Origin of the sequence: Nocardia sp. NPDC050718 (genome assembly GCF_040654235.1) — a bacterium.
Classification (GTDB): Bacteria; Actinomycetota; Actinomycetes; order Mycobacteriales; family Mycobacteriaceae; genus Nocardia.
Genome location: NZ_JBFAHQ010000001.1, coordinates 1,505,915 through 1,531,494 on the forward strand (window position 1 = coordinate 1,505,915; position 25,580 = coordinate 1,531,494).

The 25,580-nt window shown below is 68.8% G+C and carries 26 protein-coding genes; 15 read left to right on the forward strand and 11 right to left on the reverse strand.

All coding sequences use genetic code 11. The features are described from left to right. Positions 1–76 precede the first annotated feature (76 nt). The 6 genes from AB0H54_RS07045 (at position 77) to ahcY (ending at position 5,168) form a co-directional block, all read left to right on the forward strand. Entirely contained in the window at positions 77–1,312 is a 1,236-nt protein-coding gene (locus AB0H54_RS07045) for an alkane 1-monooxygenase (RefSeq protein WP_357343393.1), read from the forward strand. Beyond that, positions 1,309–1,482 (forward strand): rubredoxin, encoded by a 174-nt coding sequence (locus tag AB0H54_RS07050; protein WP_218718627.1) that lies wholly within the window; start codon positions 1,309–1,311, stop codon positions 1,480–1,482. Before AB0H54_RS07045 ends, AB0H54_RS07050 begins: the two co-directional genes overlap by 4 nt. After that, the gene (locus tag AB0H54_RS07055; protein WP_189026616.1) at positions 1,479–1,661 is read left to right on the forward strand and encodes a rubredoxin; all 183 of its coding nucleotides are present in this window, start codon (positions 1,479–1,481) and stop codon (positions 1,659–1,661) included. Before AB0H54_RS07050 ends, AB0H54_RS07055 begins: the two co-directional genes overlap by 4 nt. After that, positions 1,658–2,326, forward strand: a complete 669-nt coding sequence (locus tag AB0H54_RS07060) for a TetR family transcriptional regulator (RefSeq protein WP_357343396.1) — start codon at positions 1,658–1,660, stop codon at positions 2,324–2,326. Before AB0H54_RS07055 ends, AB0H54_RS07060 begins: the two co-directional genes overlap by 4 nt. A gap of 224 nt (positions 2,327–2,550) precedes the next feature. After that, positions 2,551–3,606, forward strand: coding sequence for an alkane 1-monooxygenase (locus tag AB0H54_RS07065; protein ID WP_357343398.1), 1,056 nt, complete (start codon positions 2,551–2,553; stop codon positions 3,604–3,606). Positions 3,607–3,686: 80 nt separating this feature from the next. After that, positions 3,687–5,168 carry an adenosylhomocysteinase gene (gene ahcY, locus AB0H54_RS07070; protein ID WP_357343400.1) on the forward strand — a complete coding sequence of 494 codons (1,482 nt, stop codon included), beginning with the start codon at positions 3,687–3,689 and terminating at the stop codon, positions 5,166–5,168. A gap of 64 nt (positions 5,169–5,232) precedes the next feature. On the opposite strand, the gene AB0H54_RS07075 is transcribed toward ahcY, so the two are convergent. Next, on the reverse strand, positions 5,233–5,490 hold the full coding sequence (locus AB0H54_RS07075; protein WP_357343402.1) for a hypothetical protein: 258 nt from the start codon (positions 5,488–5,490) through the stop codon (positions 5,233–5,235). A gap of 271 nt (positions 5,491–5,761) precedes the next feature. Here AB0H54_RS07075 and AB0H54_RS07080 point away from each other — a divergent pair, with 271 nt between their 5' ends. The 6 genes from AB0H54_RS07080 to raiA all read left to right on the forward strand — a co-directional run bounded on the left by AB0H54_RS07080 (position 5,762) and on the right by raiA (position 12,586). Beyond that, positions 5,762–6,409, forward strand: a complete 648-nt coding sequence (locus AB0H54_RS07080) for a dTMP kinase (protein WP_357343404.1) — start codon at positions 5,762–5,764, stop codon at positions 6,407–6,409. A gap of 77 nt (positions 6,410–6,486) precedes the next feature. Next, on the forward strand, positions 6,487–7,164 hold the full coding sequence (gene mtrA / locus AB0H54_RS07085) for an MtrAB system response regulator MtrA (protein WP_019048752.1): 678 nt from the start codon (positions 6,487–6,489) through the stop codon (positions 7,162–7,164). Positions 7,165–7,288: 124 nt separating this feature from the next. Then, positions 7,289–9,220, forward strand: coding sequence for an MtrAB system histidine kinase MtrB (gene mtrB, locus AB0H54_RS07090; protein ID WP_357343406.1), 1,932 nt, complete (start codon positions 7,289–7,291; stop codon positions 9,218–9,220). Beyond that, a complete protein-coding gene (gene lpqB, locus AB0H54_RS07095; protein WP_357343409.1) occupies positions 9,217–11,028 on the forward strand; it encodes an MtrAB system accessory lipoprotein LpqB in 1,812 nt (603 codons plus the stop codon). Before mtrB ends, lpqB begins: the two co-directional genes overlap by 4 nt. 32 nt (positions 11,029–11,060) lie before the next feature. Further along, positions 11,061–11,705 (forward strand): ComF family protein, encoded by a 645-nt coding sequence (locus tag AB0H54_RS07100; protein ID WP_357343411.1) that lies wholly within the window; start codon positions 11,061–11,063, stop codon positions 11,703–11,705. Between the two features lie 206 nt (positions 11,706–11,911). Continuing rightward, complete coding sequence (raiA, locus tag AB0H54_RS07105; protein WP_355276547.1) at positions 11,912–12,586, forward strand: ribosome-associated translation inhibitor RaiA; 675 nt, start codon at positions 11,912–11,914, stop codon at positions 12,584–12,586. Positions 12,587–12,634: 48 nt separating this feature from the next. On the opposite strand, the gene bluB is transcribed toward raiA, so the two are convergent. The 6 genes from bluB to AB0H54_RS07135 all read right to left on the reverse strand — a co-directional run bounded on the left by bluB (position 12,635) and on the right by AB0H54_RS07135 (position 19,456). Beyond that, a complete protein-coding gene (gene bluB / locus AB0H54_RS07110; protein WP_357343412.1) occupies positions 12,635–13,270 on the reverse strand; it encodes a 5,6-dimethylbenzimidazole synthase in 636 nt (211 codons plus the stop codon). Between the two features lie 23 nt (positions 13,271–13,293). Beyond that, the gene (locus AB0H54_RS07115) at positions 13,294–14,538 is read right to left on the reverse strand and encodes a fatty acid desaturase (protein ID WP_355276138.1); all 1,245 of its coding nucleotides are present in this window, start codon (positions 14,536–14,538) and stop codon (positions 13,294–13,296) included. Positions 14,539–14,637: 99 nt separating this feature from the next. Further along, the gene (locus AB0H54_RS07120) at positions 14,638–16,038 is read right to left on the reverse strand and encodes a fatty acid desaturase (protein WP_357343414.1); all 1,401 of its coding nucleotides are present in this window, start codon (positions 16,036–16,038) and stop codon (positions 14,638–14,640) included. A gap of 192 nt (positions 16,039–16,230) precedes the next feature. Continuing rightward, positions 16,231–17,361 carry a ferredoxin reductase gene (locus tag AB0H54_RS07125; RefSeq protein WP_357343416.1) on the reverse strand — a complete coding sequence of 377 codons (1,131 nt, stop codon included), beginning with the start codon at positions 17,359–17,361 and terminating at the stop codon, positions 16,231–16,233. Positions 17,362–17,484: 123 nt separating this feature from the next. Continuing rightward, complete coding sequence (locus tag AB0H54_RS07130; protein ID WP_357344240.1) at positions 17,485–18,006, reverse strand: hypothetical protein; 522 nt, start codon at positions 18,004–18,006, stop codon at positions 17,485–17,487. A 40-nt stretch (positions 18,007–18,046) separates the two neighbouring features. After that, positions 18,047–19,456, reverse strand: coding sequence for a wax ester/triacylglycerol synthase family O-acyltransferase (locus AB0H54_RS07135; protein WP_357343418.1), 1,410 nt, complete (start codon positions 19,454–19,456; stop codon positions 18,047–18,049). 247 nt (positions 19,457–19,703) lie between these two features. Here AB0H54_RS07135 and secA point away from each other — a divergent pair, with 247 nt between their 5' ends. The 3 genes from secA (at position 19,704) to AB0H54_RS07150 (ending at position 23,250) form a co-directional block, all read left to right on the forward strand. Then, complete coding sequence (gene secA, locus AB0H54_RS07140; RefSeq protein WP_357343420.1) at positions 19,704–22,499, forward strand: preprotein translocase subunit SecA; 2,796 nt, start codon at positions 19,704–19,706, stop codon at positions 22,497–22,499. Between the two features lie 89 nt (positions 22,500–22,588). Continuing rightward, positions 22,589–22,855, forward strand: coding sequence for a hypothetical protein (locus tag AB0H54_RS07145; RefSeq protein ID WP_357343422.1), 267 nt, complete (start codon positions 22,589–22,591; stop codon positions 22,853–22,855). Continuing rightward, complete coding sequence (locus AB0H54_RS07150; protein ID WP_357343424.1) at positions 22,852–23,250, forward strand: type II toxin-antitoxin system VapC family toxin; 399 nt, start codon at positions 22,852–22,854, stop codon at positions 23,248–23,250. The genes AB0H54_RS07145 and AB0H54_RS07150 overlap by 4 nt, the downstream gene beginning before the upstream one ends. A 65-nt stretch (positions 23,251–23,315) precedes the next feature. On the opposite strand, the gene AB0H54_RS07155 is transcribed toward AB0H54_RS07150, so the two are convergent. The 4 genes from AB0H54_RS07155 to AB0H54_RS07170 all read right to left on the reverse strand — a co-directional run bounded on the left by AB0H54_RS07155 (position 23,316) and on the right by AB0H54_RS07170 (position 25,567). Next, on the reverse strand, positions 23,316–24,137 hold the full coding sequence (locus AB0H54_RS07155; protein ID WP_357343426.1) for a peptidase inhibitor family I36 protein: 822 nt from the start codon (positions 24,135–24,137) through the stop codon (positions 23,316–23,318). Between the two features lie 99 nt (positions 24,138–24,236). Further along, positions 24,237–24,908, reverse strand: a complete 672-nt coding sequence (locus AB0H54_RS07160; RefSeq protein ID WP_357343428.1) for a pentapeptide repeat-containing protein — start codon at positions 24,906–24,908, stop codon at positions 24,237–24,239. 60 nt (positions 24,909–24,968) lie between these two features. Further along, positions 24,969–25,292 (reverse strand): hypothetical protein, encoded by a 324-nt coding sequence (locus AB0H54_RS07165; RefSeq protein ID WP_355276127.1) that lies wholly within the window; start codon positions 25,290–25,292, stop codon positions 24,969–24,971. Further along, positions 25,289–25,567 carry a hypothetical protein gene (locus AB0H54_RS07170; protein ID WP_355276126.1) on the reverse strand — a complete coding sequence of 93 codons (279 nt, stop codon included), beginning with the start codon at positions 25,565–25,567 and terminating at the stop codon, positions 25,289–25,291. The genes AB0H54_RS07165 and AB0H54_RS07170 overlap by 4 nt, the downstream gene beginning before the upstream one ends. Positions 25,568–25,580: the final 13 nt, after the last annotated feature.

A 25,580-nucleotide genomic window follows, 5' to 3' on the forward strand; every position in this document is an offset into this window, starting at 1 on the left:
AAATCGGGACCTATCGTCTGTGACAGAGAGTTACGCACATCACAGGTGTGAGGTGTGTCGCAGGATGGAGACGACGATGTCGACAGATGCCAACGCGTCCGAACAGCGGGTGGCGCCCCCGCAGTGGCGCGATTCCAAGCGCTATCTCTGGTTGTGGGGCCTGTTCGCCCCGACCGGGTTGTTCACGATCGCGATCCCCCTGATCTGGGGACTCAACCAGCTCGGCTGGCACCGCCTGGCCGAAGTGCCGTTCTGGCTCGGGCCGGTGCTGGTGTACATCGTGATCCCGATCGCGGACCTGTTCTTCGGGCCCGACGGCAACAATCCGCCGGACGAGGTGATGGAGTACCTGGAGAACGACAAGTACTACCGCTACCTGACCTACCTGTACCTGCCGTTCCAGTACGCCTCGCTGATCTTCGCCTGCTACATCATCACCGCGCCGAATCTGCACTGGCTCGGCTTCCCCGGCGGGGCCAACGTGGTGGACAAGATCGGCATCGCGATCAGCGTCGGCATGATCGGCGGCATCGGCATCAACACCGCGCACGAACTCGGCCACAAGAAGGTCGATCTGGAGCGCTGGCTCGCGCGCATCGCGCTGGCGCAATCGTTCTACGGGCACTTCTACATCGAGCACAACCGTGGGCACCACGTCCGCGTCGCCACCCCCGAGGATCCGGCCAGCGCCCGCATCGGCGAGACGTTCTGGTCGTTCTGGCCGCGCACGGTGTGGGGCAGCTTCCGCTCGGCCTGGCATCTGGAGAAGGAGCGCCTGCACCGGCTGGGCAAGAGCCCGTGGACCCTGCGCAACGACGTGCTCAACGCCTGGGCGATGTCGGTGGTGCTGTGGCTGGGCCTGATCGCGGTCTTCGGCATCGAGGTGCTGCCGTATCTGATCCTGCAGGCCGTCGTCGGGTTCAGCCTGCTCGAGTCGGTGAACTACCTCGAGCACTACGGCCTGGTCCGGCAGAAGACGGCGACCGGGCGCTACGAGCGGCCCGCGCCCGAGCACAGCTGGAACAGCGACCACATCGTCACCAACATCTTCCTCTACCACCTGCAGCGGCACAGCGACCACCACGCGTACCCCACCCGCCGCTATCAGACGCTGCGCAGCTGGGACGGTGCGCCCAACCTGCCCAGCGGCTACGCGAGCATGATCCTGATCGCCTACTTCCCGCCCATCTGGCGCAGGGTGATGGACAAGCGCGTGCTCGCGCACTACGCGGGTGACGTCACCCGCGCCAATATCGAACCGAAGCATCGCGGGCGGGTGCTCGCCCGGTACGGACAGGAGAATCCGGCATGAGTGCGTACCGCTGCCCGGTCTGTGATTATGTCTACGACGAAACGAAAGGAGCCCCGCGAGAGGGATTTCCGGCCGGCACGCCCTGGGCGTCGGTTCCCGACGACTGGTGCTGTCCGGACTGCGGGGTGCGGGAGAAGATCGACTTCGAGGCGGTAGGAGTATCGCGGTGACCGAGTACAAGCTCTACCAGTGTGTGCAGTGCGGGTTCGAATACGACGAGGCGCAGGGCTGGCCCGATGACAACATCGCCCCCGGCACCAAGTGGGAGGACATCCCGGACAACTGGACCTGCCCCGACTGCGGCGCGGCCAAGTCCGACTTCTTCATGGTCGAGATCGAACGTTCGTGAGCGTCGCGGGCACGCCGCGCACCGGATCGCGCATCCCGTATCAGGAGGCCGCGCGGGAATTGCTGCGCACCTCCGTCCTGGACGGGATGCGCGAACTGCTCACCGAGCGTGATTGGTCCAAGATCACGCTCGGTGATGTCGCGGCGCGCGCCGGCGTCAGCAGGCAGACGCTCTACAACGAGTTCGGATCGCGCGCCGGTCTGTCGCAGGCCTACGCGCTGCGGCTGGCCGACGAACTCGTCGACCATGTGCGCGAGGCGCTCGACGACAATGTCGGCGACGCCCGCGCCGCCATCCGGGTCGGCATGACCGGGTTCTTCCTGTCGGCCGCGGCCGACCCGCTGGTGCGCTCGCTGCTGGCCGGGGAGATGAAGCCGGACCTGCTGCGGCTGATCACCCTCGACGCGGGCCCCCTGCTCGAACACGCCACCGCGCGGTTGGGCGTGGTGTTCCAGCGCAGCTGGGTCGACGCCACCGACGCGGAGGCCGATGTGCTCGCGCACGCCCTGGTGCGGATCGCGCTGAGCTACATCCCGAACCCGCCGGTGCCGGAGCGGGACGCGCCCGCCGAGATGAGCGCGCTGCTGAGTCCGTACGTCGAAGCGATCGTGCAGGTACGCGGCATCCGGGCACCGCTCGGTGACGGCGATCACTCCGGTGTCTGATCGGCTCTGATTCGCCACCGTGTAACCGTCACCACGTTTGGCGGCGTGACTCTGTGTAACGCGCCTACGGTCTGTCAGTATTCACATCGGTCGGCGATTAGTTTTTTTACAGCGGAGCGTGCGTGCAAACGGTTGGCAAACCGGGGGGATTTCGTGATCCCAAACGGTATCTATGGGCCTTGGGGCTGATCGCTCCCGCGTCGGCACTGTTGCCCTCCCAGCTCGTGTACCACACGAAGGCCGAAGTGCTCTGGTGGATCGGGCCGGTGATCGTGCTCATCGCCATTCCGGTGCTGGACTGGATCGTCGGCGAGGACGGCAACAATCCGCGCGACGAGGACTACGAAGCGCTCTCTTCCGACCGGTACTACCGGTGGTGCACCTACCTGTTCCTGCCCGTGCAGCTGATCGGTCTGGTGATCGCCTGCGCGATGTGGGCTGGCGACGATCTGGACGTCGTCGACAAGCTCGGGCTGGCCGCCACCGTCGGCTTCGTCAGCGGGATCGGCATCAACGCCGCCCACGAATTGGGGCACCGGGTCGAGAGTGCTGAAAGATTGCTGTCGAAGATCGCGCTCGCCCAGTCCGGGTACGGGCACTTCTTCGTCGAGCACAATCGCGGCCATCACGCCCGGGTCGCGACCCCCGAGGATCCGGCCAGCGCCCGGCTGGGGGAGTCGCTGTGGGAGTTCTTGCCGCGCAGTGTGATCGGCGGCTTCCGCTCCGCGATCCAGCTCGAGCGGGCCCGGCTGGCCAGGCAGGGCCGGGGCTGGTGGAGCACCAAGAACAACATCCTGCAGGCGTGGTCGATGAGTGCGGTGCTGTTCGGTTCGCTGCTGCTGGCGTTCGGGCCCGCGATCGCGCCCTGGCTGGTCCTGCAGGCCGTCATCGGCTTCGGGCTGCTGGAGGCCGTGAACTACGTCGAGCACTACGGACTGCTGCGCGCCCGCAAGCCCAACGGCCGCTGGGAACGCTGCTCCCCGCGCGACAGCTGGAACAGCGACCGCCTGGTCACCAACATCTTCCTGTTCCATCTGCAGCGCCACAGCGACCATCACGCCAACCCCGGCCGCCGCTATCAGACCCTGCGATCCACCGAGGAATCGCCGCAGCTGCCCGCCGGCTACGCCACGATGCTGCTGCTGGCGGCGGTGCCGCCGCTGTGGCGCGCGGTGATGGATCCCAAGGTGGCCGCCCATTACGGCGGCGATCTGTCGCTGGCCAATGTCGCGCCGCCCAAGGAGCGGCGTTTGCTGGCCCGATACCGCGCGGCGGCCTGACCGCCGCCCGCCGAGGACCGGGAAACGGGCGGGCGCGCACGCGGTAGCCTTGCCTCGGTACTGACTACCAGGAGAGGCTGATGACGACCTCAGAACTTCCCGCGCGCACCGAGCTGACCGCCGACGTTCGCAACGGCATCGATTACAAGGTGGCAGATCTCTCGCTGGCCGAATTCGGCCGCAAGGAGATCCGCCTCGCCGAGCACGAGATGCCCGGCCTGATGGCTCTGCGCCGCGAATACCACGATGTGCAGCCGCTCAAGGGCGCGCGCATCTCCGGATCGCTGCACATGACGGTGCAGACCGCCGTCCTGATCGAAACCCTCGTCGCTCTCGGCGCGCAGGTGCGCTGGGCTTCGTGCAACATCTTCTCCACCCAGGATCACGCGGCCGCGGCCATCGTCGTCGGGCCCAACGGCACCGTCGACGAGCCCAAGGGCACCCCCGTCTTCGCCTGGAAGGGCGAGACGCTGGAGGAGTACTGGTGGGCCGCCGAGCAGATGCTCACCTGGCCGGGCGAGCCGGCCAACATGATCCTCGACGACGGTGGCGACGCGACCATGCTCGTGCTGCGCGGCGCGCAGTTCGAGAAGGCCGGCGTGGTGCCGCCCGAGGACGCCGACCACTCGGCCGAGTACAAGGTGTTCCTCAACCTGCTGCGCGAGAGCCTCGAGGCCGACAAGACCAAGTGGAGTGTCATCGCCGACGCGGTCAAGGGCGTCACCGAGGAGACCACCACCGGCGTGCTGCGGCTGTACCAGTTCGCCGCCGCGGGTGAGCTGGTGTTCCCGGCGATCAACGTCAACGACTCGGTCACCAAGTCGAAGTTCGACAACAAGTACGGCACCCGCCACTCGCTGATCGACGGCATCAACCGTGGCACCGATGTACTCATCGGTGGCAAGAAGGTGCTGATCTGCGGCTACGGCGACGTCGGCAAGGGCTGCGCGGAGTCGCTGGCGGGCCAGGGCGCGCGCGTGCAGGTCACCGAGATCGACCCGATCAACGCCCTGCAGGCGCTGATGGACGGCTACGACGTGGTCACCGTGGAGCAGGCGATCGGCCAGGCCGACATCGTCATCACCTCGACGGGCAACAAGGACATCATCACCCTCGAGCACATGAAGGCGATGAAGGACCAGGCCATCCTCGGCAACATCGGTCACTTCGACAACGAGATCGATATGGCCGCGCTGGAGCGCTCGGGCGCCCACCGCCTCGAGATCAAGCCGCAGGTCGACCTGTGGACCTTCGACTCGGGCAAGGCGATTATCGTGCTCTCGGAGGGTCGCCTGCTGAACCTGGGCAACGCCACCGGCCACCCCTCGTTCGTCATGTCGAACAGCTTCTCCAACCAGGTCATCGCGCAGATCGAGCTGTGGACCAAGCCGGAGGAGTACGACAACGAGGTCTACCGGCTGCCCAAGCACCTGGACGAGAAGGTCGCGCGCATCCACGTCGAGGCACTCGGCGGCACGCTGACCAAGCTCACCAAGGACCAGGCCGAGTACATCGGCGTGGATGTGGAGGGCCCGTACAAGCCGGAGCACTACCGCTACTGAGCCGCTGAACGAACGGTGGCCCGTCGACCTGATGGTCGGCGGGCCACCGTCGTGTTCGGGGGGATCAGACCAGCAGCAGGCAGACCGGCAGCGGGATGACGGCTTCCAGGAGGGCGCAGGCGGCGAGTTCGGCGGCGGAGCCCGCCGCGGCGGAGCCCGCCTCGGCCGAGCCGCTGAGCAGGGCGGCCGAGCCGCTGCGCGCGTGGTCGCCGCGGCCGATGGGGTCGGCCGCCGGCGCGGCGGTCGCGACGCCGGAGCCCGCGAGGGCGATGCCGAGCGCGGCGGCGGCCACGGCGGCACGGAGAACGGTTCGGTTGAGCATGATGACTCCTGGATCGAGCGGCCCGGCGCGGGCGCTGGGTTGGCGTGCGCCCCGGTAGCCCGGACGGAGCCGATCCGCCGAGGACTCTGGAATGAGACCACTTCAGACCGTTGTCGGGAGGTGAAACGGGTAATCCGGTCCCCATCGGCCCGGCGCGTCGGACGACACAGCGGTCGGTCGCCCGGCTGGTCGTCGCGCCGCGGCGGCCGCCGGTGATTCCGGGGTGGGGCCTGCGCGGTTCGCCGCCCCCGGCCGGGTAATCTCACCGCTCATGGGCGTGCTGATTGCGGTGGAAGGCCTCGACGGCGCCGGTAAACGGACGCTGATCGACGGGCTGATCGACGAATTGTCCGGAAAGGGGCTGCGGGCAGGCCGCCTGGCCTTTCCGCAATACGGCCGATCGATCCACGCCGATCTGGCCGCCGAGGCCCTGCGGGGCGGGCACGGCGACCTCGCCGGGTCGATCAACGCGATGGCGATCATGTTCGCCCTCGACCGCGCCGACGCGAGTGCGGAGCTGTCGAACCTGTTGGACGCCAACGACATCGTCGTCCTGGACCGCTGGGTGGCCTCCAACGCCGCCTATTCCGCGGCCAGGGCCGGGCAGGACGCCGACGGTGAAATCGTGTCCTGGGTGGGCGATCTGGAGTTCGGCAGGCTCGCGCTGCCGGTGCCCGACCTCACCGTGCTGATCGACCTGCCCACCGAGGTCGCGGCCGAACGTGCCCGCCGCCGTGGTGAACTCGACACCGCCCGCGCCCTGGACGCCTACGAGCGCGACGGCGGCCTGCAGCACCGCACCGGGGAGGTCTATCGTGAGCTGGCCGACCGCGACTGGTTCGGTCGCTGGTGGACATACCGATCCGATGACGATAGGCCCGCCCTACTCACCCTCTGCTCGGAAATCTTTGCCGGATAAGGTTGGATACGCGACGGGTTCACATCATTAATGGCGTGGCAGCCCGATCCTGGCCTGGGAGATGACAACATAGGACTATGAAGCCCAAGATTCTGGTCGTCGACGACGATATGGCACTCGCTGAGATGCTGACCATCGTCTTGCGCGGGGAAGGGTTCGACCCGCACGTGGTCGGCGACGGCACGCAGGCCCTGTCGGCGGTGCGGGAGATCCGCCCCGACCTGGTGTTGCTGGACCTGATGCTGCCCGGGATGAACGGCATCGACGTATGCCGTGTGCTCCGGGCCGATTCCGGCGTTCCGATCGTGATGCTCACCGCCAAGACCGACACGGTCGACGTGGTGCTCGGTCTGGAGTCCGGTGCCGACGATTACATCGTCAAGCCGTTCAAGCCGAAGGAACTCGTCGCCCGGGTGCGCGCGCGGCTGCGCCGTACCGAGGACGAGCCCGCCGAGCTGCTCTCGATCGCCGACATCGTCATCGATGTGCCCGCGCACAAGGTGACCCGCGGCGGCGCGCAGATCTCGCTCACCCCGCTGGAGTTCGACCTGCTGGTCGCGCTCGCGCGCAAGCCGCGCCAGGTGTTCACCCGTGAGGTGCTGCTCGAACAGGTCTGGGGCTACCGGCACGCCGCCGATACCCGCCTGGTCAACGTGCACGTGCAGCGACTACGCGCCAAGGTCGAGAAGGATCCGGAGAACCCGGAGATCGTGCTGACCGTCCGCGGAGTCGGCTACAAGGCCGGACCGCCGTGATCGGTACCTGTGAGGCGCCGCTGTGACCGACGGTCGACCTGCCGGTACAGCGTCAGCGCCTCCAGCGCACGACGGACGTGCGCACACCTTCGTCACGCAGTTGCGGCGATGGGCGGCCCCGGTCATGGCCTGGTTCCAGGCTGTCGGGACCGCGCTGGGCCATCTCTGGCGCCGGTCGCTGCAGCTGCGTGTCATCGTGTCCACGCTGACCCTCTCGCTCATCGTGATCACGATCCTCGGTGTCGTGCTCACCGGTCAGATCACCGACCGGCTGCTCGAGGCCAAGATCAACGCCGCCGTCGAGGAGATGGATCGTGCCCGCAGCACGATCGAGGGCAAGCTCTCCGGCGTGCACGACGCGAACAGTCAGCAGCAACAGCTCGCCGACGCCCGCGCCGCGCTGTCCAGCCGTGGCGGCACCGGCCAGTCCAGCGGCGCCGCCGGTAGTTTCGACTCGGCGCTGGCGATGGTCGGCGGCACGCCGCCGCAGGAACTCACCACCGGCCCCATCTCGGAGGTGCCGCAGGAGCTGCGCCGCTTCGTCCAGCGCAACCAGGTCTCCTACCAGTTCACCACCGTCGCCGACCCGGACGGCTATCGCGGGCGCGCGCTGATCATCGGCAGCCCGAGCGCCGAGGTCGCGACCCTGGAGATCTACCTCATCTTCCCGCTGGCCAGCGAGGAAGCGAGCTTGTCGCTGATGCGCGGCACGATGCTCATCGGCGGCGTGGTGCTGCTGGTGCTGCTCGCCGCGATCACCGCGCTGGTGACCAGGCAGGTGGTGCTGCCGATCCGGTCGGCGGCGCGGATCGCCGGTCGCTTCGCCGACGGCAGGCTCAAGGAGCGCATGCTGGTGCGCGGCGAGGACGACATGGCCCGCCTCGCGCAGGCGTTCAACGAGATGGCCGAGAGCCTGTCCAACCAGATCACCCAGCTGGAGGAATTCGGCAATCTGCAACGCCGGTTCACCTCCGACGTCAGCCACGAGCTGCGCACCCCGCTGACCACGGTGCGCATGGCCGCCGACCTCATCCACGGCTCCAGCGACGATCTCGATCCGGCGCTGGCCCGCAGTTCCGAGCTGCTGGTCAACGAGCTGGACCGGTTCGAGGGCCTGCTCAACGACCTGCTCGAGATCTCCCGGCACGACGCCGGTGTGGCCGAGCTGCAGGTGGAATCGCTCGACATGCGGATGTGCGCGCGGGCGGCGATCTCCACGGTGCGGCACCTGGCCAAGGAGGCCGGCGTCGAGGTCGTCATCGATCTGCCCGAGGAGCCGGTCGTCGCCGAGGTCGACCCGCGCCGCGTCGAGCGCGTGCTGCGCAACCTGCTCGCCAACGCGATCGACCACAGCGAGGGCAAGCCGGTGCTGATCCGGATGCGCGGTGACGGCGAGGCCAACGCGGTCGCGACCGTCGTGCGCGATCAGGGTGTCGGTCTGCGGCCGGGCGAGGAGAAGCTCGTCTTCAACCGGTTCTGGCGCTCGGACCCGTCCCGGGTGCGGCGCTCCGGCGGCACCGGACTCGGCCTGTCGATCAGCGTCGAGGACGCCAATCTGCACGAAGGCAGGCTGGAGGCGTGGGGCGATCCCGGCGTCGGCGCCAGCTTCCGGCTGCTGCTGCCGATGGTGCGCGGCCGCAAACTGGGCGCGAGCCCGCTGGCCCTGGAACCGATGCTGCGCAAGGTCCCCGCGCTCCCCGAGGCCGAGCCCGAACCGGTCGAGCCCGAACCCGGCGACGGCGAGTCGACCGAGCCGGGCGACCTCCGGACCGAGCCGACGGGTCCGAGCGCGATCCAGACCGAACCCGCGGGGTCGCCCGCGATCCAGCAGGATCCGGCGGACTCCGGCGCGATCCGGACCGAGCCCAGCGGCTCGGCGGCGAGTCCGGCCGACCCGGGCGAGACCGGTGCCACCGAGGGAATGCACACCGAGCCCGGCGGAGGGGCAGACTCGAAGGCAGCACCCGTTGACGCCGACGCGCCGCCCGCGTCGAACGGGCTAGCCGGCGCCGACGACCAGCCGATGTCCACCGAGACCGGAGACCGACAGTCATGACGAACGTGCGGGGTGAGCGCTGGGGACGGCGGGCCGCCGCGCTGGTCGCGGCCGTACTGGCCGGCGTGCTGGTGCTGAGCGGGTGCGCCAGCCTGCCGGAGTCCTCGGCGCCGCAGGCCCTCGGCACGATCAACCGCGCGCCGACCTCGGAGGGCCCGCCGCCGCCCACCTCCGGCCGCGACCCCGACCTGCTGGTCGGTGACTTCCTGGCGGCCAGCGCCGACCCGGCCAACCGGCACGCCGCGGCCCGCCAGTACATGGCCGCCGACACCGCGGGCGAATGGAACGACGAGGCGGGCATCACCATCGTCGACCGGCCCGACACCCTGCGCGAATCGCGATCCGGCGACAAGGCCAGCTACGTGATCCGCGCCCGCAAGGTCGGCGAGCTGGCCGGGGACGGCAGCTACCGGGCGGTCGAGGGCACGCTCGAGAACAAGATCGAGATGAGCAAGATCGACGGCGAGTGGCGGATCACCGAGCTGCCCGACGGCGTCGTCATGGATTCCACCGCGTTCGACAAGTCCTATCGCCGCTACGTCCTGCAGTACGTCGATCCGGGCAGTTCCGTGCTGGTCCCCGACCCGCGCTGGATCTCGGTGCCGCGCGCCCAGCTGACCGAGCGGCTGGTCGGCATGCTCGGCGCCGGCCCGCAGTCGGCGATCGCGCCGGTCGTGCGCAATCAGCTCGCGCAGCCGGTGACCGTGCGCGGCCCGATCACCAAGGCCAGCAACGAGCCGGGCGAGGTCGGCATCGGCATCGGCGGGGTGCGCATCGATTTCGCCGGGATCGGTCAGCTCGGGCCGAAGGACCGCGAACTGCTCGCCGCGCAGGTGGTGATGACACTGGCCGGCGCCGACATTCTCGGCCCGTACGTGCTGCTCGCCGACGGCAAACCGCTCGACGACCGGTACGCCAACGGCTGGTCCGTCGCCGATCTCGACCAGTACAGCGCGTCGGCCCCCGGTCAGAACCGGATCGGCCTGCACGCCCTGCGCGACGGCACGCTGGTGCAGGTGACCCCGGACGGCATCGTCACCCCGAGTGGTTCCTTCGGCGAGGCGACCAATCTGCAGTCGGTCGGCATCTCCGCCGACGGCCAGTTCGTCGCCGCCGTCGCCGACACCGGCAGGCCCGCGCCCGAACCCGGCCGCACCCTGCTGATCGGCAACTACGGCGCCAAGGCCTTCGCCGTCGCCGAGGGCGCCACCATCGCGCGCCCGTCGTGGACCTCCGACGGCGGCGCCGCCTGGACGGTGCTCGACGGCGACCACGTCATCCGGGCGGTCACCGATCGCGCCACCGGCAACGTCTCGGTCCAGGACGTCGACACCACGGCCCTGTTCGAGGGCTCGGGATCGCCGCGTCCGCCGATCAGCGAGGTCGCGGTCTCGCGCACCGGTGTGCGGGCCGCCCTGATCGCCGACGGCCGGGTCTACGTCGCGGTGATCGAACGCAGGCCCGACGGCAAGTACGCGCTCACCTCACCGGTGCCGCTCGCGCTCGGCCTGAGCAGTCGCGCGGTCTCGCTGAGCTGGGTCACCGGCGACACGATCATGGTGGCGCGCGAGGGCAATGTCGACCCGGTCTTCACCGTCTCCATCGACGGGTCCCAGTTCTCCGCGGTGACCTCGCAGAACCTGACCCCGCCCGTGCGGGTGGTGACGGCCGCGCCCGCCACCCAGTACGTCGCCGACTCCCGCGCCGTCCTGCAGTTGCAGACCGCCGACCCGGCCCGCAACGACCGCTTCTGGCGCGAGGTGCCCGGCCTGACCGGCGAACGCGTCGTCCCGGTGCTGCCCGGCTGAGTTGTCGGTGGGTGCTGTGATACTCACCCGCTATGAGAGCCCTGCTCGATCTGGTGCTGCCCGTCCACTGCGGTGGCTGCGCGACGGTGGGCGACGCCTGGTGCCCCGGCTGCGCGGCCGAGCTGAGCCGGGGCCCGGTGCGGGTCCGTCCGCGCACCGATCCCGGCGTCCCGTGCTGGGCGCTTGGCCCCTATCGCGGTGCGGGACGCCGCGCCGTACTGGCGGCCAAGGAGCACGGCAGGCGCGACCTGGCCGCGCCGCTGGGCCTGGCCCTGGCGCTCGCTCTCGACCGCCTGCGGGCCCCCGATCGCCCGCTGGTGCTCGTCCCGGCGCCGACCCGCTCGGCGGCCGCCCGGCGCCGCGGCGGCGACCCGGTGGCGCGGGCGACGGCCGCCGCCACGCGGTGGCTGATCGATAGCCGGAGCGTGCCGCTGCTGCGGATGCGGCGCGGCGTGCGCGACTCGGTGGGGTTGACGACACGCGAGCGTGCCCACAATCTGCGCGACAAGATCATGACGGTGACCCAGCTCGCCGACCCGGCCGTCATCGCGGCGAATGCCGAGGTAGTCGTGGTCGACGACGTTCTCACCACCGGGGCGACTGTCACCGAATCGGTACGCGTTCTTAGTCGAATCGGCGTACTTCCGTGCGCGGTTTTGGTGACCTGCGCGGCTTGACTCCGCGAAATTTGCGTGAACAGTGGCGCACTTGCCCGTGGCGGACTAGCGTCGCGGACACACACCGAACGACAAGTTTGGGAGGTGGCGCCGCGGACATCTGGTGCCGAGCGATTCCCGATCGGCACAGCTCAATCCCGCCGCACTCGCTTCTCGTGTGCGGCCATATCCGGGAGGTACGCGTGACGACTTCTTCACGGGCATCAGTGCGAGACGCTGACCCCACGGCACTGGCCGACAGTGCTGCCGACTCGACCGAGAGCCCGCACGCCGAAGTGGTGGTCTCCGGTCGGAATGTCGAAGTCCCCGACCACTATCGAATCTACGTGGCGGAGAAGCTCGCTCGGCTCGAGCGCTTCGATCCGTCGATATTCCTCTTCGATGTGGAACTTTTCCACGAACGCAACCGTCGTCAACGCAAGGCCTGTCAGCGCGTGGAGATCACCGCGCGCGGCCGTGGTCCGATCGTGCGCGCGGAAGCCTGTGCAGACAGCTTCTACGCCGCGCTGGAATCGGCCACCCAGAAGATCGAGAGCCGACTGCGCCGCACCAAAGACAAGCGGCGCGTGGTGCACTACGGCGACAAGACGCCGGTCTCGGTCGCGCAGGCCACCGCCACGCTGGTGGACGAATCCCTGTTCGCCGCGCCGAACGGCGCCGCCGCGCACGCCCATGCCGAGGAACCCGAGCATGAGGAAGGCCCCGGCCACATCGTGCGCACCAAGGTGCACACCGCCACGCCGATGTCGGTGGACGACGCGCTCTACCAGATGGAACTGGTCGGGCACGACTTCTTCCTGTTCCACGATCGCGAGACCGACCGACCTTCGGTCGTCTACCGCAGACACGCCTTCGATTACGGCCTGATCCGACTGGCCTGACACCAACGCCGATCCGGGCACCCGCCGCAGCGGGTGCCCGGATCGTGTTCAGCCACCGAAGGTTTCGTGGTGCACGGCCTCGGCGAGCGCGCGACCCGACCGCCACCCGAACCGTTCCAGGTCGGGGACCCGCTGGAACTCGCGCACCGGCCCGACGCACAACCAGGCCACCGGCTTGATCCCGGCGGGCAGCTCCACCAGCTCGCGCAGGACCTCCGGATCGTAGAACGACACCCAGCCCACGCCGACCCGCTCCGCGGTCGCCGCCAGCCACAGGTTCTGGATCGCCAGCACCGTCGAGTACACGCCGGTCTCCGGCACCGTCGCCCGGCCCAGGATCTGCGGTCCACCCCGCCGGTCGTCGTGGGTGACCACGATGCCGGTGCCGCTCTCGACGATCCCGTCGATCTTGATCGGCTCGAAGACCTCGGCCCGCTCGGCGGGCAGCGCGTCACGGAACTCGACCCGTTTGTCCGCGACGTGGTCGGCGAAGCGGCGCAACGTGTCGGGCTTGCGGACCACGACGAAGTCCCACGGCTGGGAATTGCCGACGCTGGGCGCGCGATGGGCGGCGTCCAGGATCCGCCACAGGGTGTCGTCGTCGACGAGCTCGCCGGTGAACTCGGCGCGCACATCACGGCGCAGGCGGATCGCGTCGTAGACGCTCAACTGGTCGGCACACACGCCGACCAGTCAACCGCAGCCGGTCAGGCCACCGAGCGGCGGGCCAGCTTGCGCCCGGCGGCCAGCGCGGTGCGCAGGCCACGGCGACGGCCGGTCACCGGGTCGACGGTGGTGACGGCATTGCCGCCGAACAGCTTCTCCGACTTGGTTTCCGGCGCGTCGTCGGTGGTGTGGCGCAGGTACTTGTTGGGCAGCGAGAGCTTGAGGATCGTGCGCCACGACTTGAAGTACTGCACCGGCAGCGAGCCGGTGGTGTAGGGCAGGTCGTACTTCTCGGCCAGCTCGCGCACCCGCACGGCGATGGCGGCGTAGTGGTTGCTCGGCAGGTCGGGGAACAGGTGGTGCTCGATCTGGTGGCTGAGGTTGCCGGTCATGAAGTGCATGACCTTGCCGCCGGAGATATTGGCGCTGCCCAGCATCTGGCGCAGGTACCACTCGCCCTGCGTCTCGTTCTCGATGTCGGCCTTGGTGAACTTCTCCGCGCCGTCGGGGAAGTGACCGCAGAAGATCACCGCGTTGGTCCACACATTGCGCACCACGTTGGCCGCCATGTTGGCGGTCAGCGTGCTGAAGAACGACGGGCCGGTGAGCAGCGGGAAGATCAGGTAGTCCTTGGCGGCCTGCTTGCCGATCTTCTTGAGCACCAGCTTGCGGTCGGCGTCGAACTGCTGCCACTCGGGCGAGTCCTTGGCCCACTTCTTCTTGGCGACCTTGCCCAGTTCCAGGTGCTGGATCGCGACGCCGTACTCGAACAGCATCTGCAGCAGCAGGTTGTAGATCGGGTTGCCCAGGTAGAACGGCATCCAGCGCTGATCGCGGGTGACGCGCAGCAGGCCGTAGCCGATGTCGTCGTCCATGCCCAGGACGTTGGTGTACTTGTGGTGCAGGAAGTTGTGGGTGATCTTCCAGTGCGCCGACGGGCCCGCGTTGTCCCATTCCCACGAGGTGGAGTGGACTTCCGGATCGTTCATCCAGTCCCACTGCCCGTGCATGACGTTGTGCCCGATCTCCATGTTCTCGATGATCTTGGCGGTGCCGAGCAGGGCGACGCCGGCCAGCCAGGCCGGGGGCAGGAAGCTGGCGAACAGCACGGTACGACCGCTGATCTCCAGTGCCCGCTGTAGGCGGATGACGTTGCGGATGTAGCGCGCGTCGGCAGCCCCCCGCGAAGATTCGATTTCGCGGCGGATCGCGTCGAACTCAGCACCGAGAGCTTCGACATCCGCGGCGGTGAGGTGCGCGTATTCCTTGACATCCGAGATCGCCATGCCGGTTACACTACCGTAGGTTACGAGAGCGTAGGTTGGCGATTTCGGGCCCTGATTGTGTGAAACGTCCTATTGCGAAATCGAAACTGAGATGTTATCTCAGCCGCGGCGCGCCTTGCGCTTGGCCGCGCGGTCGCGCAGCGCGCCCCGCTCGTGCTTGGCCCGCTCGCCGAGCGCGCGCTTGGCCTCCCGCAGCGCCAGCTTCTCCTGCCGCGCCCGCGCCTTCAGCGTGGCCTTGGCCTCGCGCAGGACTTCCTTCTCGTGCCGCGCCTTGATCTCCAGCGAGACCTTCGCGTCGTGCAGCGCCGAGCGCAGGCCGAAGCGCTTGCCGGTCTCCGGATCGACCCGCAGCGCGTCGGGCAGCGAGATGCCGGTGAACTTGCGCTCCGAGGACGTCTCGGGGGCGTCGTCGGCCGTGCGCTTCAGGAAGCGGTCCGGCAGGGCCAGCTTGTGGATGGTGCGGAAGGCCAGCAGGTACTGCTTGCCCAGCGAGCCGGTGGTGTAGGGCAGGTCGTACTTGTCGCACAGCTCGCGCACCCGCACCGCGACCTCGGGGTACCGGTTGCTCGGCAGGTCGGGGAACAGGTGGTGCTCGATCTGGTAGCAGAGGTTGCCGCTCATGAAGGCCATCACCGGACCGGCCTTGAAGTTGGCGCTGCCCAGCATCTGCCGCAGGTACCACTCGCCCTGGGTCTCACCGTCGAGTTGCTCGATGGTGAACTTCTCCGCGCCGTCGGGGAAGTGCCCGCAGAAGATCACCGCGTAGGCCCACAGATTGCGGACCAGGTTGGCGGTGGTGTTGGCCTTCAGCGTCGACTTCCAGGCCGGGCCGGTCAGCGCCGGGTACAGCACGAAGTCCTTGACGACCTGACGGCCCGCCTTGCGGGCGAAGTCCTTGTTCGGCTCGGAGAGCACTTGCTTGGCCGGAATGCCCGCCAGCTCCTTCTCGATGCCGAGGTCGTGCAGCGCGATGCCCCACTCGAAGGTGGCGGCCAGCAGCAGATTCGCCGCGGGCTGCACCAGATGCTTGGGGTGCCAGGCCTCGTCGCGGGTCATCCGCAGGATGCCGAAGCCGAGGTCCTCGTCCTTGCCCAGGACGTTGGTGTAGGTGTGGTGGGAGTAGTTGTGCGCCCGGCGCCACTGCGCCGAGGTCCCGGTCATGTCCCACTCCCAGCTGGTGGAGTGGATCTCCGGATCGTTCATCCAGTCCCACTGCCCGTGGCTGACGTTGTGCCCGAGCTCCATGTTCTCGATGATCTTGGCCACCGACAGCAAGGCCGTGCCGCCGAGCCAGGCCCAGCGGTTGCGGCTGCCGAACAGCACCGCGCGGCCGGCCACCTCGAGCGCGCGCTGGGCGGCGATGGTGCGACGGATGTACTTCGCGTCGCGCTCGCCGCGGGAGGTCTCCACCGAACGGCGGATCGAATCGAGTTCTTTCCCCAGGGTTTCGATGTCGGCCGCCGTGAGATGGGCGAAGGCCTGGATATCGGTGATGGCCACCGGGGTCCTCTCTGTCGGTTGGCGGCTGGTCGCTCAGATATGGAGGCGGGCCGAGAACGGCGGCTGTGCCGCGTTCCCGGCCCCGGGGTTGCGCCGGTCGGCGCGAGGTAGGCCGAGACCAGCCGCTGTCGGCCATTCATATGGCCGACGCATGACTCCGAGGGTACCTGCTGTCCGAAGTGCGCGGGACGCTCAGATGTCGAGCGTGCAGTCACCCGCCGCGGCGGAGATGCAGGTCTGCACCTTGTCGCCGGGCTGACGTTCGTCACCGTTGCGCAGGTCGCGGGCGTGTCCGGCGGACAGCGTGACCACGCAGGTCTGGCAGATGCCCATGCGGCAGCCGAACGGCAGCTGCACGCCGATCGACTCGCCCGCCTCGAGCAGGCTGGTCGCGCCGTCGGCGGTGATGGTGCGGCCGGTGGTGCCGAAGGTCACGGTGCCACCCTCGCCGATCGCCGACCGCTCCACCTCGAAGCGCTCGACGTGCAGCTTCTCCGGGATTCCCGCTGCCTTCCAATGGTGTTCGATCGCGTCGAGCATCGGGGCCGGGCCGCACGCCCAGGTCTCGCGCTCGCGCCAATCCGGGTAGAGCTCGTCCAGGCTCGCCAGCGAGAACAGGCCCTGCGCGTCGGTCAGCTGCAGGTGCGAGACGAAGCTCGGGTGCTTGTCGTGCAGCGCCCGCAGCTCGGCGCCGAACATCACATCGGCGTCGGTCGGCGCCGAGTGCACGTGCACCACATCGGTCACACCGTCGCGCCGGTCCATCGTCCGCAGCATCGACATCACCGGGGTGATGCCGCTGCCCGCGGTGAGGAAGAGCACCTTCGCCGGCGGCGGCTCCGGCAGCACGAACCCGCCCTGCGGCGCGGCCAGGCGCACGATCGTGCCCGCGGCCACCCCGTTGACCAGGTGGCTGGACAGCTTGCCCTCCGGCATCGCCTTCACCGCGATGGAGATGAGCCGCTTGCCGCCCTCGCCGGTCCAGTCCGGCGGGCAGGTCAGCGAGTAGGACCGCCAGTTCCAGCGGCCGTCGATCAGGATGCCGATGCCGATGTACTGACCGGGCTGGTACTTGAAGTCGAAGCCCCAGCCCGGCTTGATCACCAGGGTCGCCGAGTCGGCGGTCTCCTTCTGCACCTCGACGATCCGCCCGCGCAGCTCCCTGGCCGACCACAGCGGGTTGGCCAGGTGCAGGTAGTCGTCGGGGAGCAGGGGAGTGGTCACCCGGGCCACCGCGCCACGCAGCACGTTGAGCTTGCCGCCGCGGTCGCCGACCTGCGCGGCCGGTGCTTCGAGCCATTCCCGGAACTTGTTCATGACCATGCTTGCCGTTGTCTCCCTGTCCTGCCGTCGAGCCGCGGTGGGGCAGCTCGCTCGCAGCCAGGTTACGGCATCGTAGGTTCGGCGGCAGTGGCAGCGGCGGTCACGGCGCTGATCAGGGAGATGTCACAGCAGATCGAGCAGGAACGGCAGTTCCTGGGTGGCGTACCAGGCGAGCTGATGGTCCTCGGCGTCACCGAGGACGAACTCGGCGTCGGTATCGCCCAGGTCGGCGGCGTCGATGACGTCGACGGCCTTTGCGACCTGCGGTTCGGCCTCGGCCAGGTCGACGTGCACCGACGCCACCTGGTCGTAGGTGATCGGCCCGGCCAGCTTCACCACGGCGTCGTCCAGGTCCGGCCGCAGCTTCGCGCCGGTGACGTCGGCCGCGATCACCGCGCGCCGGTAGACCGGGCTGCCCGGGGCGGTCGCCTCGTCCGCGGGGGTGGCGTCCTCGCCCGCGTCGTCGAGGCCGTCGCGCTCACCGGCGAGCAGCCGCAGCGACGCCCTCGCCGCCTCCTGCATCGCGACCTCGGCCAGCTCGTCGTCGTCGCCCGCGGCGTAGGCCTCGCGCAGCGCGGGGGTCACCGCGAACGCGGTCGCGCCGAGCGGGAACACCTCGCGCTCGTCGACGAGCCTGCGCAGCATCGGGATCGTCGCCGGGATGTAGACGCGCAGCTTGCCGTTCTCAGATACAGGCACCGAGCAACTCCTCCATCGATTCGTGCACCGACGCGGCCAGGACGTCGATGTCGGCCATGGCGTCGCGGTCGGCGTTGAGTCCGTAGAAGACCTGACCGTCGTACGAGGTGAGCCCGAAACTCAACGTCTGATTGCGCAGCAGCGGCGATACCGGATACATCTCCAGCATGCGCGCCCCGCCGATGTACATCGCGGTCTGTGGTCCCGGCGCGTTGGTGATCACCAGGTTGAACGTGTTGTCGGCGAAGGTACTCGCCGCGCGCACGCTCATCGCGTGCAGGCTGGCCGGAGCGAACCCGGCCAGGTGTACCAGCGTGCGGGCGCGCACACCGCGCCGCTGCCTGCCGGTGGCTTCGGTGGCGTGCGAGATGTGCGACAGGCGCATCACCGGATTCGGCTCGCCCACCGGCAGATCGATCAGGAACGAGGAGACCTCGCTGGCCGGGGTCGGCTGGTCGCCGCCGTCGACGTAGACCGACATCGGCACCACCGCGCGCAGATTGGTCGACTCGACCAGTGCCTCGTTGCGCGAGAGCAGCCAGTTGCGCAGCGCGCCGGTGACCACGGCCAGCACCGTGTCGTTGATCGAACAGTCGAAGTGGCGCCGGATGGTCCGGTAGTCCTCCAGATCGGTGCGCACCACGTCGAAGCGCCTGCTGCGCGAGGTCCTGGCGTTGAGCGGGCTGTCGGCGACCCCCGAGGTCGCCGTGCGCACCGCGTTGGCCGCCGCCTTCACCGCCATCCGGGTGCCACGGACCAGCCCGAACGCGTTCGATCCGGCGTCGCGGGCCACCTCGTAGGCCTCGCGCGGCTGCGCGGCCAGCTGGGACAGCGCGCCAGCCAGCAGCTCCACGTCGGTGGGTTCGCGCGGGGCCCGCCACGCGTCGTCGGCCAGGTCGCGCGGCAGCGGGCTGTTGTCGAGGATCACGTGCCCGATCTCGAGCGCGGTGTCACCGTCGACGAGCGCCGAATGCGATTTGGTGAACACCGCGCTGCGCCCGTCGGCCAGGCCCTCGATGAGATACATCTCCCACAGCGGCCGTCCCTGATCCAGCGGCCGCGAGGCGAGCCGGGCGACCAGGTCGTAGAGCTGTTCGTCGCTGCCAGGACCGGGTAGCGCGGAGCGGCGGATGTGATAGCTGATGTCGAAGCGGCTGTCCTCCACCCACACCGGCCTGCCGAGGGCGAGCGGGATCTCGCGGACCTTGCGGCGGTAGCGCGGCACCAGGGGCAGCCGGGATTCGACCAGGTCGATGAGGCCGTCGTAGTCGAGGACCTGGCCGGTGGCGCCGGGTTCGGTGTTCTGGAGGATCGCGAGGGAGCCGATGTGGATCGGGTTGCTGCTCGACTCGAGCCGGTAGAACGACGCGTCCTGCGGCGTCAGTCTCGTGATCACGCGCTCCGATACTCCTTCCGGTGCCGTATCGCGCAGATCTGGCACGTGCCTCATCCTACGTCACCGTAGGTGAATCGCGGTGCCGGGCAACGAGCCTCATCGGCAGGTGTGACCTGGGCCGATGGCATCGCCCGGTACACCGGGCACGGGTACTCCCGGCCGGGTACGGTGGTCTGCGGACTACGATGGCCCATAACACCGTGGCTCACTAGCCGAACACACTCCGACCAGAGGACTGACGAGACCCGTGCCTGCGCTGACACTGACGAGGTTGCTACGGATTGGTGAAGGTCGCATGGTCAAGCGCCTGTCGAACCTCGCCGACGAGGTCATCGCGTACGGCGAGGAGATCGAGCAGCTGACCGACGACGAGCTGCGCGCCAAGACCGCCGAGTTCAAGCAGCGCTTCGCCGAGGGCGAGACCCTCGACGACCTGCTGCTCGAGGCGTTCGCGGTGGCTCGGGAGGCCTCCTGGCGAGTGCTGAACCAGAAGCACTACAAGGTGCAGATCATGGGCGGCGCCTCGCTGCACCTGGGCAACATCTCGGAGATGAAGACCGGTGAGGGCAAGACCCTGACCTGTGTGCTCCCCGCGTACCTGAACGCGATCTCCGGCGAGGGCGTGCACGTCGTCACCGTCAACGACTACCTCGCCAAGCGTGACGCCGAGTGGATGGGCCGCGTGCACCGCTTCCTCGGACTCGAGGTGGGCGTGATCCTCGGCGGCATGACCCCGGCCGAGCGCCGCGTCGCCTACAACGCCGACGTCACCTACGGCACCAACAACGAGTTCGGCTTCGACTACCTGCGCGACAACATGACCCACTCGCTGGACGATCTCGTCCAGCGCGGCCACAACTTCGCCGTGGTCGACGAGGTCGACTCCATCCTCATCGACGAGGCCCGTACCCCGCTGATCATCTCGGGCCCGGCCGACGCGTCGTCCAAGTGGTACGCCGAGTTCGCGCGCATCGCGCCGCTGCTGAAGAAGGACGTCCACTACGAGGTGGACATCAAGAAGCGCACCATCGGTGTGCACGAGGCCGGCGTGGAGTTCGTCGAGGACCAGCTCGGCATCGACAACCTCTACGAGGCCGCGAACTCCCCGCTGGTGAGCTACCTGAACAACGCCATCAAGGCCAAGGAGCTCTACACCCGCGACAAGGACTACATCGTCCGCGACGGCGAAGTGATCATCGTCGACGAGTTCACCGGCCGCATCCTGGTCGGCCGCCGCTACAACGAGGGCATGCACCAGGCGATCGAGGCCAAGGAGAAGGTCGAGATCCAGCCGGAGAACCAGACGCTGGCCACGATCACCCTGCAGAACTACTTCCGCCTCTACAACAAGCTGTCCGGCATGACCGGTACCGCCGAGACCGAGGCCGCCGAGCTGCACTCGATCTACAGCCTCGGCGTGGTCCCGATCCCCACGAACAAGCCGATGGTCCGCAAGGACCAGGCCGACCTGATCTACAAGTCGGAGGAGGCCAAGTTCGCCGCCGTCGTCGACGACGTGGTGGAGCGGCACGAGAAGGGCCAGCCGGTCCTGATCGGTACCACCAGCGTCGAGCGCTCGGAGTACCTGTCCAAGCAGTTCACCAAGCGCGGTGTGGCGCACTCGGTGCTGAACGCGAAGTTCCACGAGCAGGAAGCGCAGATCATCGCCGAGGCCGGTCGGCCCGGCGCGGTCACCGTCGCCACCAACATGGCCGGTCGTGGTACCGATATCGTGCTCGGCGGCAACGCCGACATCATCGCCGACATCCTGCTGCGCAAGCAGGGCCTCGACCCGGTGCACACCCCCGACGAGTACGAGGCCGCCTGGCACTCCGCGCTCGATCAGGTCAAGGAGCAGACCGCGGCCGACGCCGAGGCCGTCCGCGACGCCGGTGGTCTGTACGTGCTCGGCACCGAGCGCCACGAGTCGCGTCGCATCGACAACCAGCTGCGCGGCCGCTCCGGCCGTCAGGGCGACCCGGGCGAGTCCCGCTTCTACCTGTCGCTGGGTGACGAGCTGATGCGCCGCTTCAACGGTGCCGCGCTCGAGGCCATCATGACCAGGCTGAACCTGCCCGACGACGTGCCGATCGAGGCGAAGATGGTCTCCAAGGCCATCAAGAGCGCCCAGACCCAGGTCGAGCAGCAGAACTTCGAGATCCGCAAGAACGTCTTGAAGTACGACGAGGTGATGAACCAGCAGCGCACCGTCATCTACGGCGAGCGCAACCGGATCCTGCGTGGCGAGGACATGGAGGGTCAGGTGCAGAACATGATCACCGACGTGACCACCGCCTATGTCGACGGCGCCACCGCCGAGGGCTACATCGAGGACTGGGATCTGGACAAGCTGTGGGGCGCCCTCAAGACGCTCTACCCGGTCACCCTCGACCACAAGGAACTGGCGGGCGAGACCAGCACCGGCGACGCGGGCGAACTCACCCGCGACGAGCTGCGCGAGGCCCTGCTCGACGACGCGCACACCGCCTACGAGAAGCGCGAGCAGGAGATCGACGGCCTCGCCGGCGAGGGCGCGATGCGCAACCTGGAGCGCCAGGTCCTGCTCTCGGTCCTGGACCGCAAGTGGCGCGAGCACCTCTACGAGATGGACTACCTCAAGGAGGGCATCGGCCTGCGCGCGATGGCCCAGCGCGACCCGCTGGTCGAGTACCAGCGCGAGGGCTTCGACATGTTCGCCGCGATGCTGGACGGTCTGAAGGAGGAGTCGGTCGGCTTCCTGTTCAACCTCCAGGTCGAGGTCCAGCAGCCCCAGCCCGAAGGCGTCTCGGTCGGCGCCGGTCTGCGTTCCCCGGTCGGCGCCCGCCCCCAGGACGCCCCCACCGAAACCCAGGCCCCGCCCGCCCTGCGCGCCAAGGGCATCACCGATCAGGCCCCCCGCGGCCTGAACTACTCGGGCCCCGCCGAAGACGGCCGCGCCGAATCCCATTCCGACGCCCAGGAATACGGCGGCCAGCAGCCCGGCACCCGCCGCGAGCGCCGCGAAGCCGCCCGCGCCGAAACCAAGGGCAAGCGCCGCCGCTGACGCACCACTGATCGAGACGACCGAGGCCCCCGCACACCGCGGGGGCCTCGGCCGTTTCCCCTGCCGATCGTGCATGTATAATTGCATGCATGGTTGCCTTGCAGATTCGCGACGTTCCGGAGCCGTTGCGCGACCAGCTGGTCGCGCTGGCGCGGCAACGTGGGCAGTCGCTGCAGGCGTTCCTGTTCGACCTGGTGCGCGACGAGGCTCGGCGTCAGGACAACATCGCGGTGCTCAAGCAGTTCAGTCCCGCGGCGATGGATGTCGCGTTCACCGCGGGTGATGTCGTCGTAGCGCTGGATGCCGAACGCGCCGAACGGGATTCGGCCTTCGATGATGCGGATTTCGGCGGGTGATCGTGGTCGACGCCTCGGTCTTCGTCCACGCGCTGCTCAACCCCGACCCGCTGGGTGATGTCTGCCGTGCCGCGCTGGAAGCCGACAACCGCTGGATCGCCCCGCAGCACTGGACCGTCGAGGTCCTGTCGGTGATCCGGCGATTCACCCGTGCGGGCACCATCACCGCGGACCAGGCCGCCCGCGCGGTCGAGGCCGTCGGCAGACTGGATCCCGAGGTTCCCGTTACGCGGGTCTTCGTACCCAGAATCTGGGATCTCCGCGACAACCTGACCGCCTACGACGCCGCCTATGTCGCGGCGGCGGAAGCCTATGGATGTGACTTGCTCACGACGGACGCCCGGTTGGCGAACGCGCCGGGCATCACCTGCGCGGTGCGCGTCCTGCGAGGCTGAGTCACCGGTAGCGCAGGCCTGTCACAACCCGGTTCGACGATGGCGCCGTCGGTGCCCGGTGGGTCTCAGCCGGTTGGGGCGGAGGATCCAGCTGTGCCGGGGGTGCTCGGTTTGGTGACCGAGGGTATGGCCGAGCCGGTTCCGCTCTTCGGGGCGGTCGGGCCGGGTGTCTTCGTGCCGGTGCCAGTACCGGTGGGGGAGCCGGTGCCGGTGGCGGTCGGGGAGTCGGTGCCGGAGGCGATCCCGGTGGGGATCGGGCCGACGGTGAGGGAGCGGGCCCTGGCTCGCCAGTCGGCGGGGAGGTCGCCCTTGGCGGAGGTGGCGACGGTGTAGGCGTCGCCCTTGTTGTCTCGGGCGGCGAAGAGGGTGGCGGTCTTGCCGGCGCGGTTGTAGACCGAGAGGGCGGCGCTGTCGATGTGCTGGCCGGCCAGGTCGGGGGAGCCGATCTTGAACAGCGACATCTTGCCGGTGCCCTCGCTGCCGGTGAACAGGCACAGGTAGCCGGTGGGGCAGCGGTCGTAGCCGGTGCAGCCGCCGGTCTTGTCGCACCAGTTCTGGGTGACGCTGGTGAAGGTGTTGGCGCTGACTTTCGTTGTCTCGGTGCCCTTTCCGTTGTCCAGGATCACCGGGATCTCCTCGTCGGGGTTCTCGCCGAACCGGTCGAGCAGAAGGGTGCACGCCTGGGAGAGCGCGATGCCGGTGGCCGCGACGACGAGGGCCGCTGTCACCGTCACGCCGGCCCTGAGCTTCAGCGCGACCACCTCGACGACCGGAACCACCATCTCGCACACGACTTCTTTGGCCGTCTCGGTCGCCTCGTCGCCCTTGCACCCGACGATCCCGAACCCGACCACGACCGCGAGCACTACCGCCACCAGCTTCTGCACGGCGTCAGAATGCGCGTGGAATACCCACTCGTGCAAGGAAATTCACGGTCACGTGTCCCGCGCCCGGGCGTGGCCACCCTTGCTCAGCCGAACGAAAGATCAGCGGCACACAGCGACACCGATCGCCGCACCCTGCCGGTCGAACCACTCCGCGAGTTCCGCGCCGTGCACCAGCAGGGGCGCCTCGGCGCCGATATCGATCGCGCCGTCGACCGCGCCGCTCGCGCCGGTGAGATCGGCGCCGGCCAGCCGGGCCCGATCGAAGTTCGCGCGGTCGAGCCGGCAGCCCCGCAGACTCGCCCCACGGAAATCGCTGTCGCCGAAGCTCGCCCGGCGCAGATCGGCGCCGTCGAGGTCGGCGTCGCGGAAATCGGAGGCGGCGAAATCGGCCTTCATCAGGCGCGCGCCGGTGAGCCGGGCCGCGCGCAGCACGCAGTCGCGGGCCTGCGCGGTGCCGAGGTCGGCGCCGGTGAGGTCGGCCCCGGACAGGTCGGTGGCGAGCATCCAGGCACCGTAGAGGTCGGTGTCGACCAGCCGGGCGCCGGTCAGCCTCGCCTCGCCGAGCTCGGCGCCACCGAGATCGAGCCCCGACAGATCACTGCCTGCGAGGTCGAGGCCCCACCCGTTGAACAGCATCTCGGTGGTGCGCGGCGCGGCCGGGTCGGCGGGGAGCTGGGCGAGATAGTGCGCGAGAACCGTCCGCGCGTCCGGGTCGGTGGGCCACCTGGGCACCGCGTGCAGATCGCCTTTCGGCCGGCGCCGCCAGAACATCATGAGAAGTATTTACACCCTGCGCTTCTCGCGCGGGAACCGTCCGGTCACGAACGTGAATCAGCTGGCCCGATGGATGGGGTGGACCCGCGACAGCGCCCGTTTGGCCTCGGCGAGCGAGATCAGCTGATCCTCGTCGTCGATCTCGGCGACGGCGGCCTCGGCCCACTCCCGCAGCAATGTCGACACGCCGACGCGACGCTCGTCGGCCAGGGTTTTCAGCCGGGAGTGCAGGCCCAGCGGCAACCGGATGGAGGTGGTCACCATGATGTCCTCGTTGGCGGGCAGGCGGGGTGGCGCTTCGGCGGCCGCGTCGGAGAAGCTCAGCCGATCCATGAAGTCGGCGAGCTCTTCCTTGCTCGATGGATAGTCCTGATCGCTCATGACTCGGTCCCACTTTCCCACTGCTCGAACTGCGCCAGCTCCTCGGCGCGCATCGCGCGTGCGCCGATGATCACCCACGTCCAGTCGTCGCGCTGTCGTGTGACCACGATCAGCGGACGTCCGGCCGTGGTGCGCCCCCACACCGTCAGGACGGACACCTGGCCGTCGAAGGCCGGGCGTGGCCACCGTCGTGACGCTGCGAGGACCTGCCGAACCTCGCTGGGTTCGACGCCGATCAGGTGAGCGATCGCCCAATCAGGCCACTCGAAACCCATAGGTCCATAATAC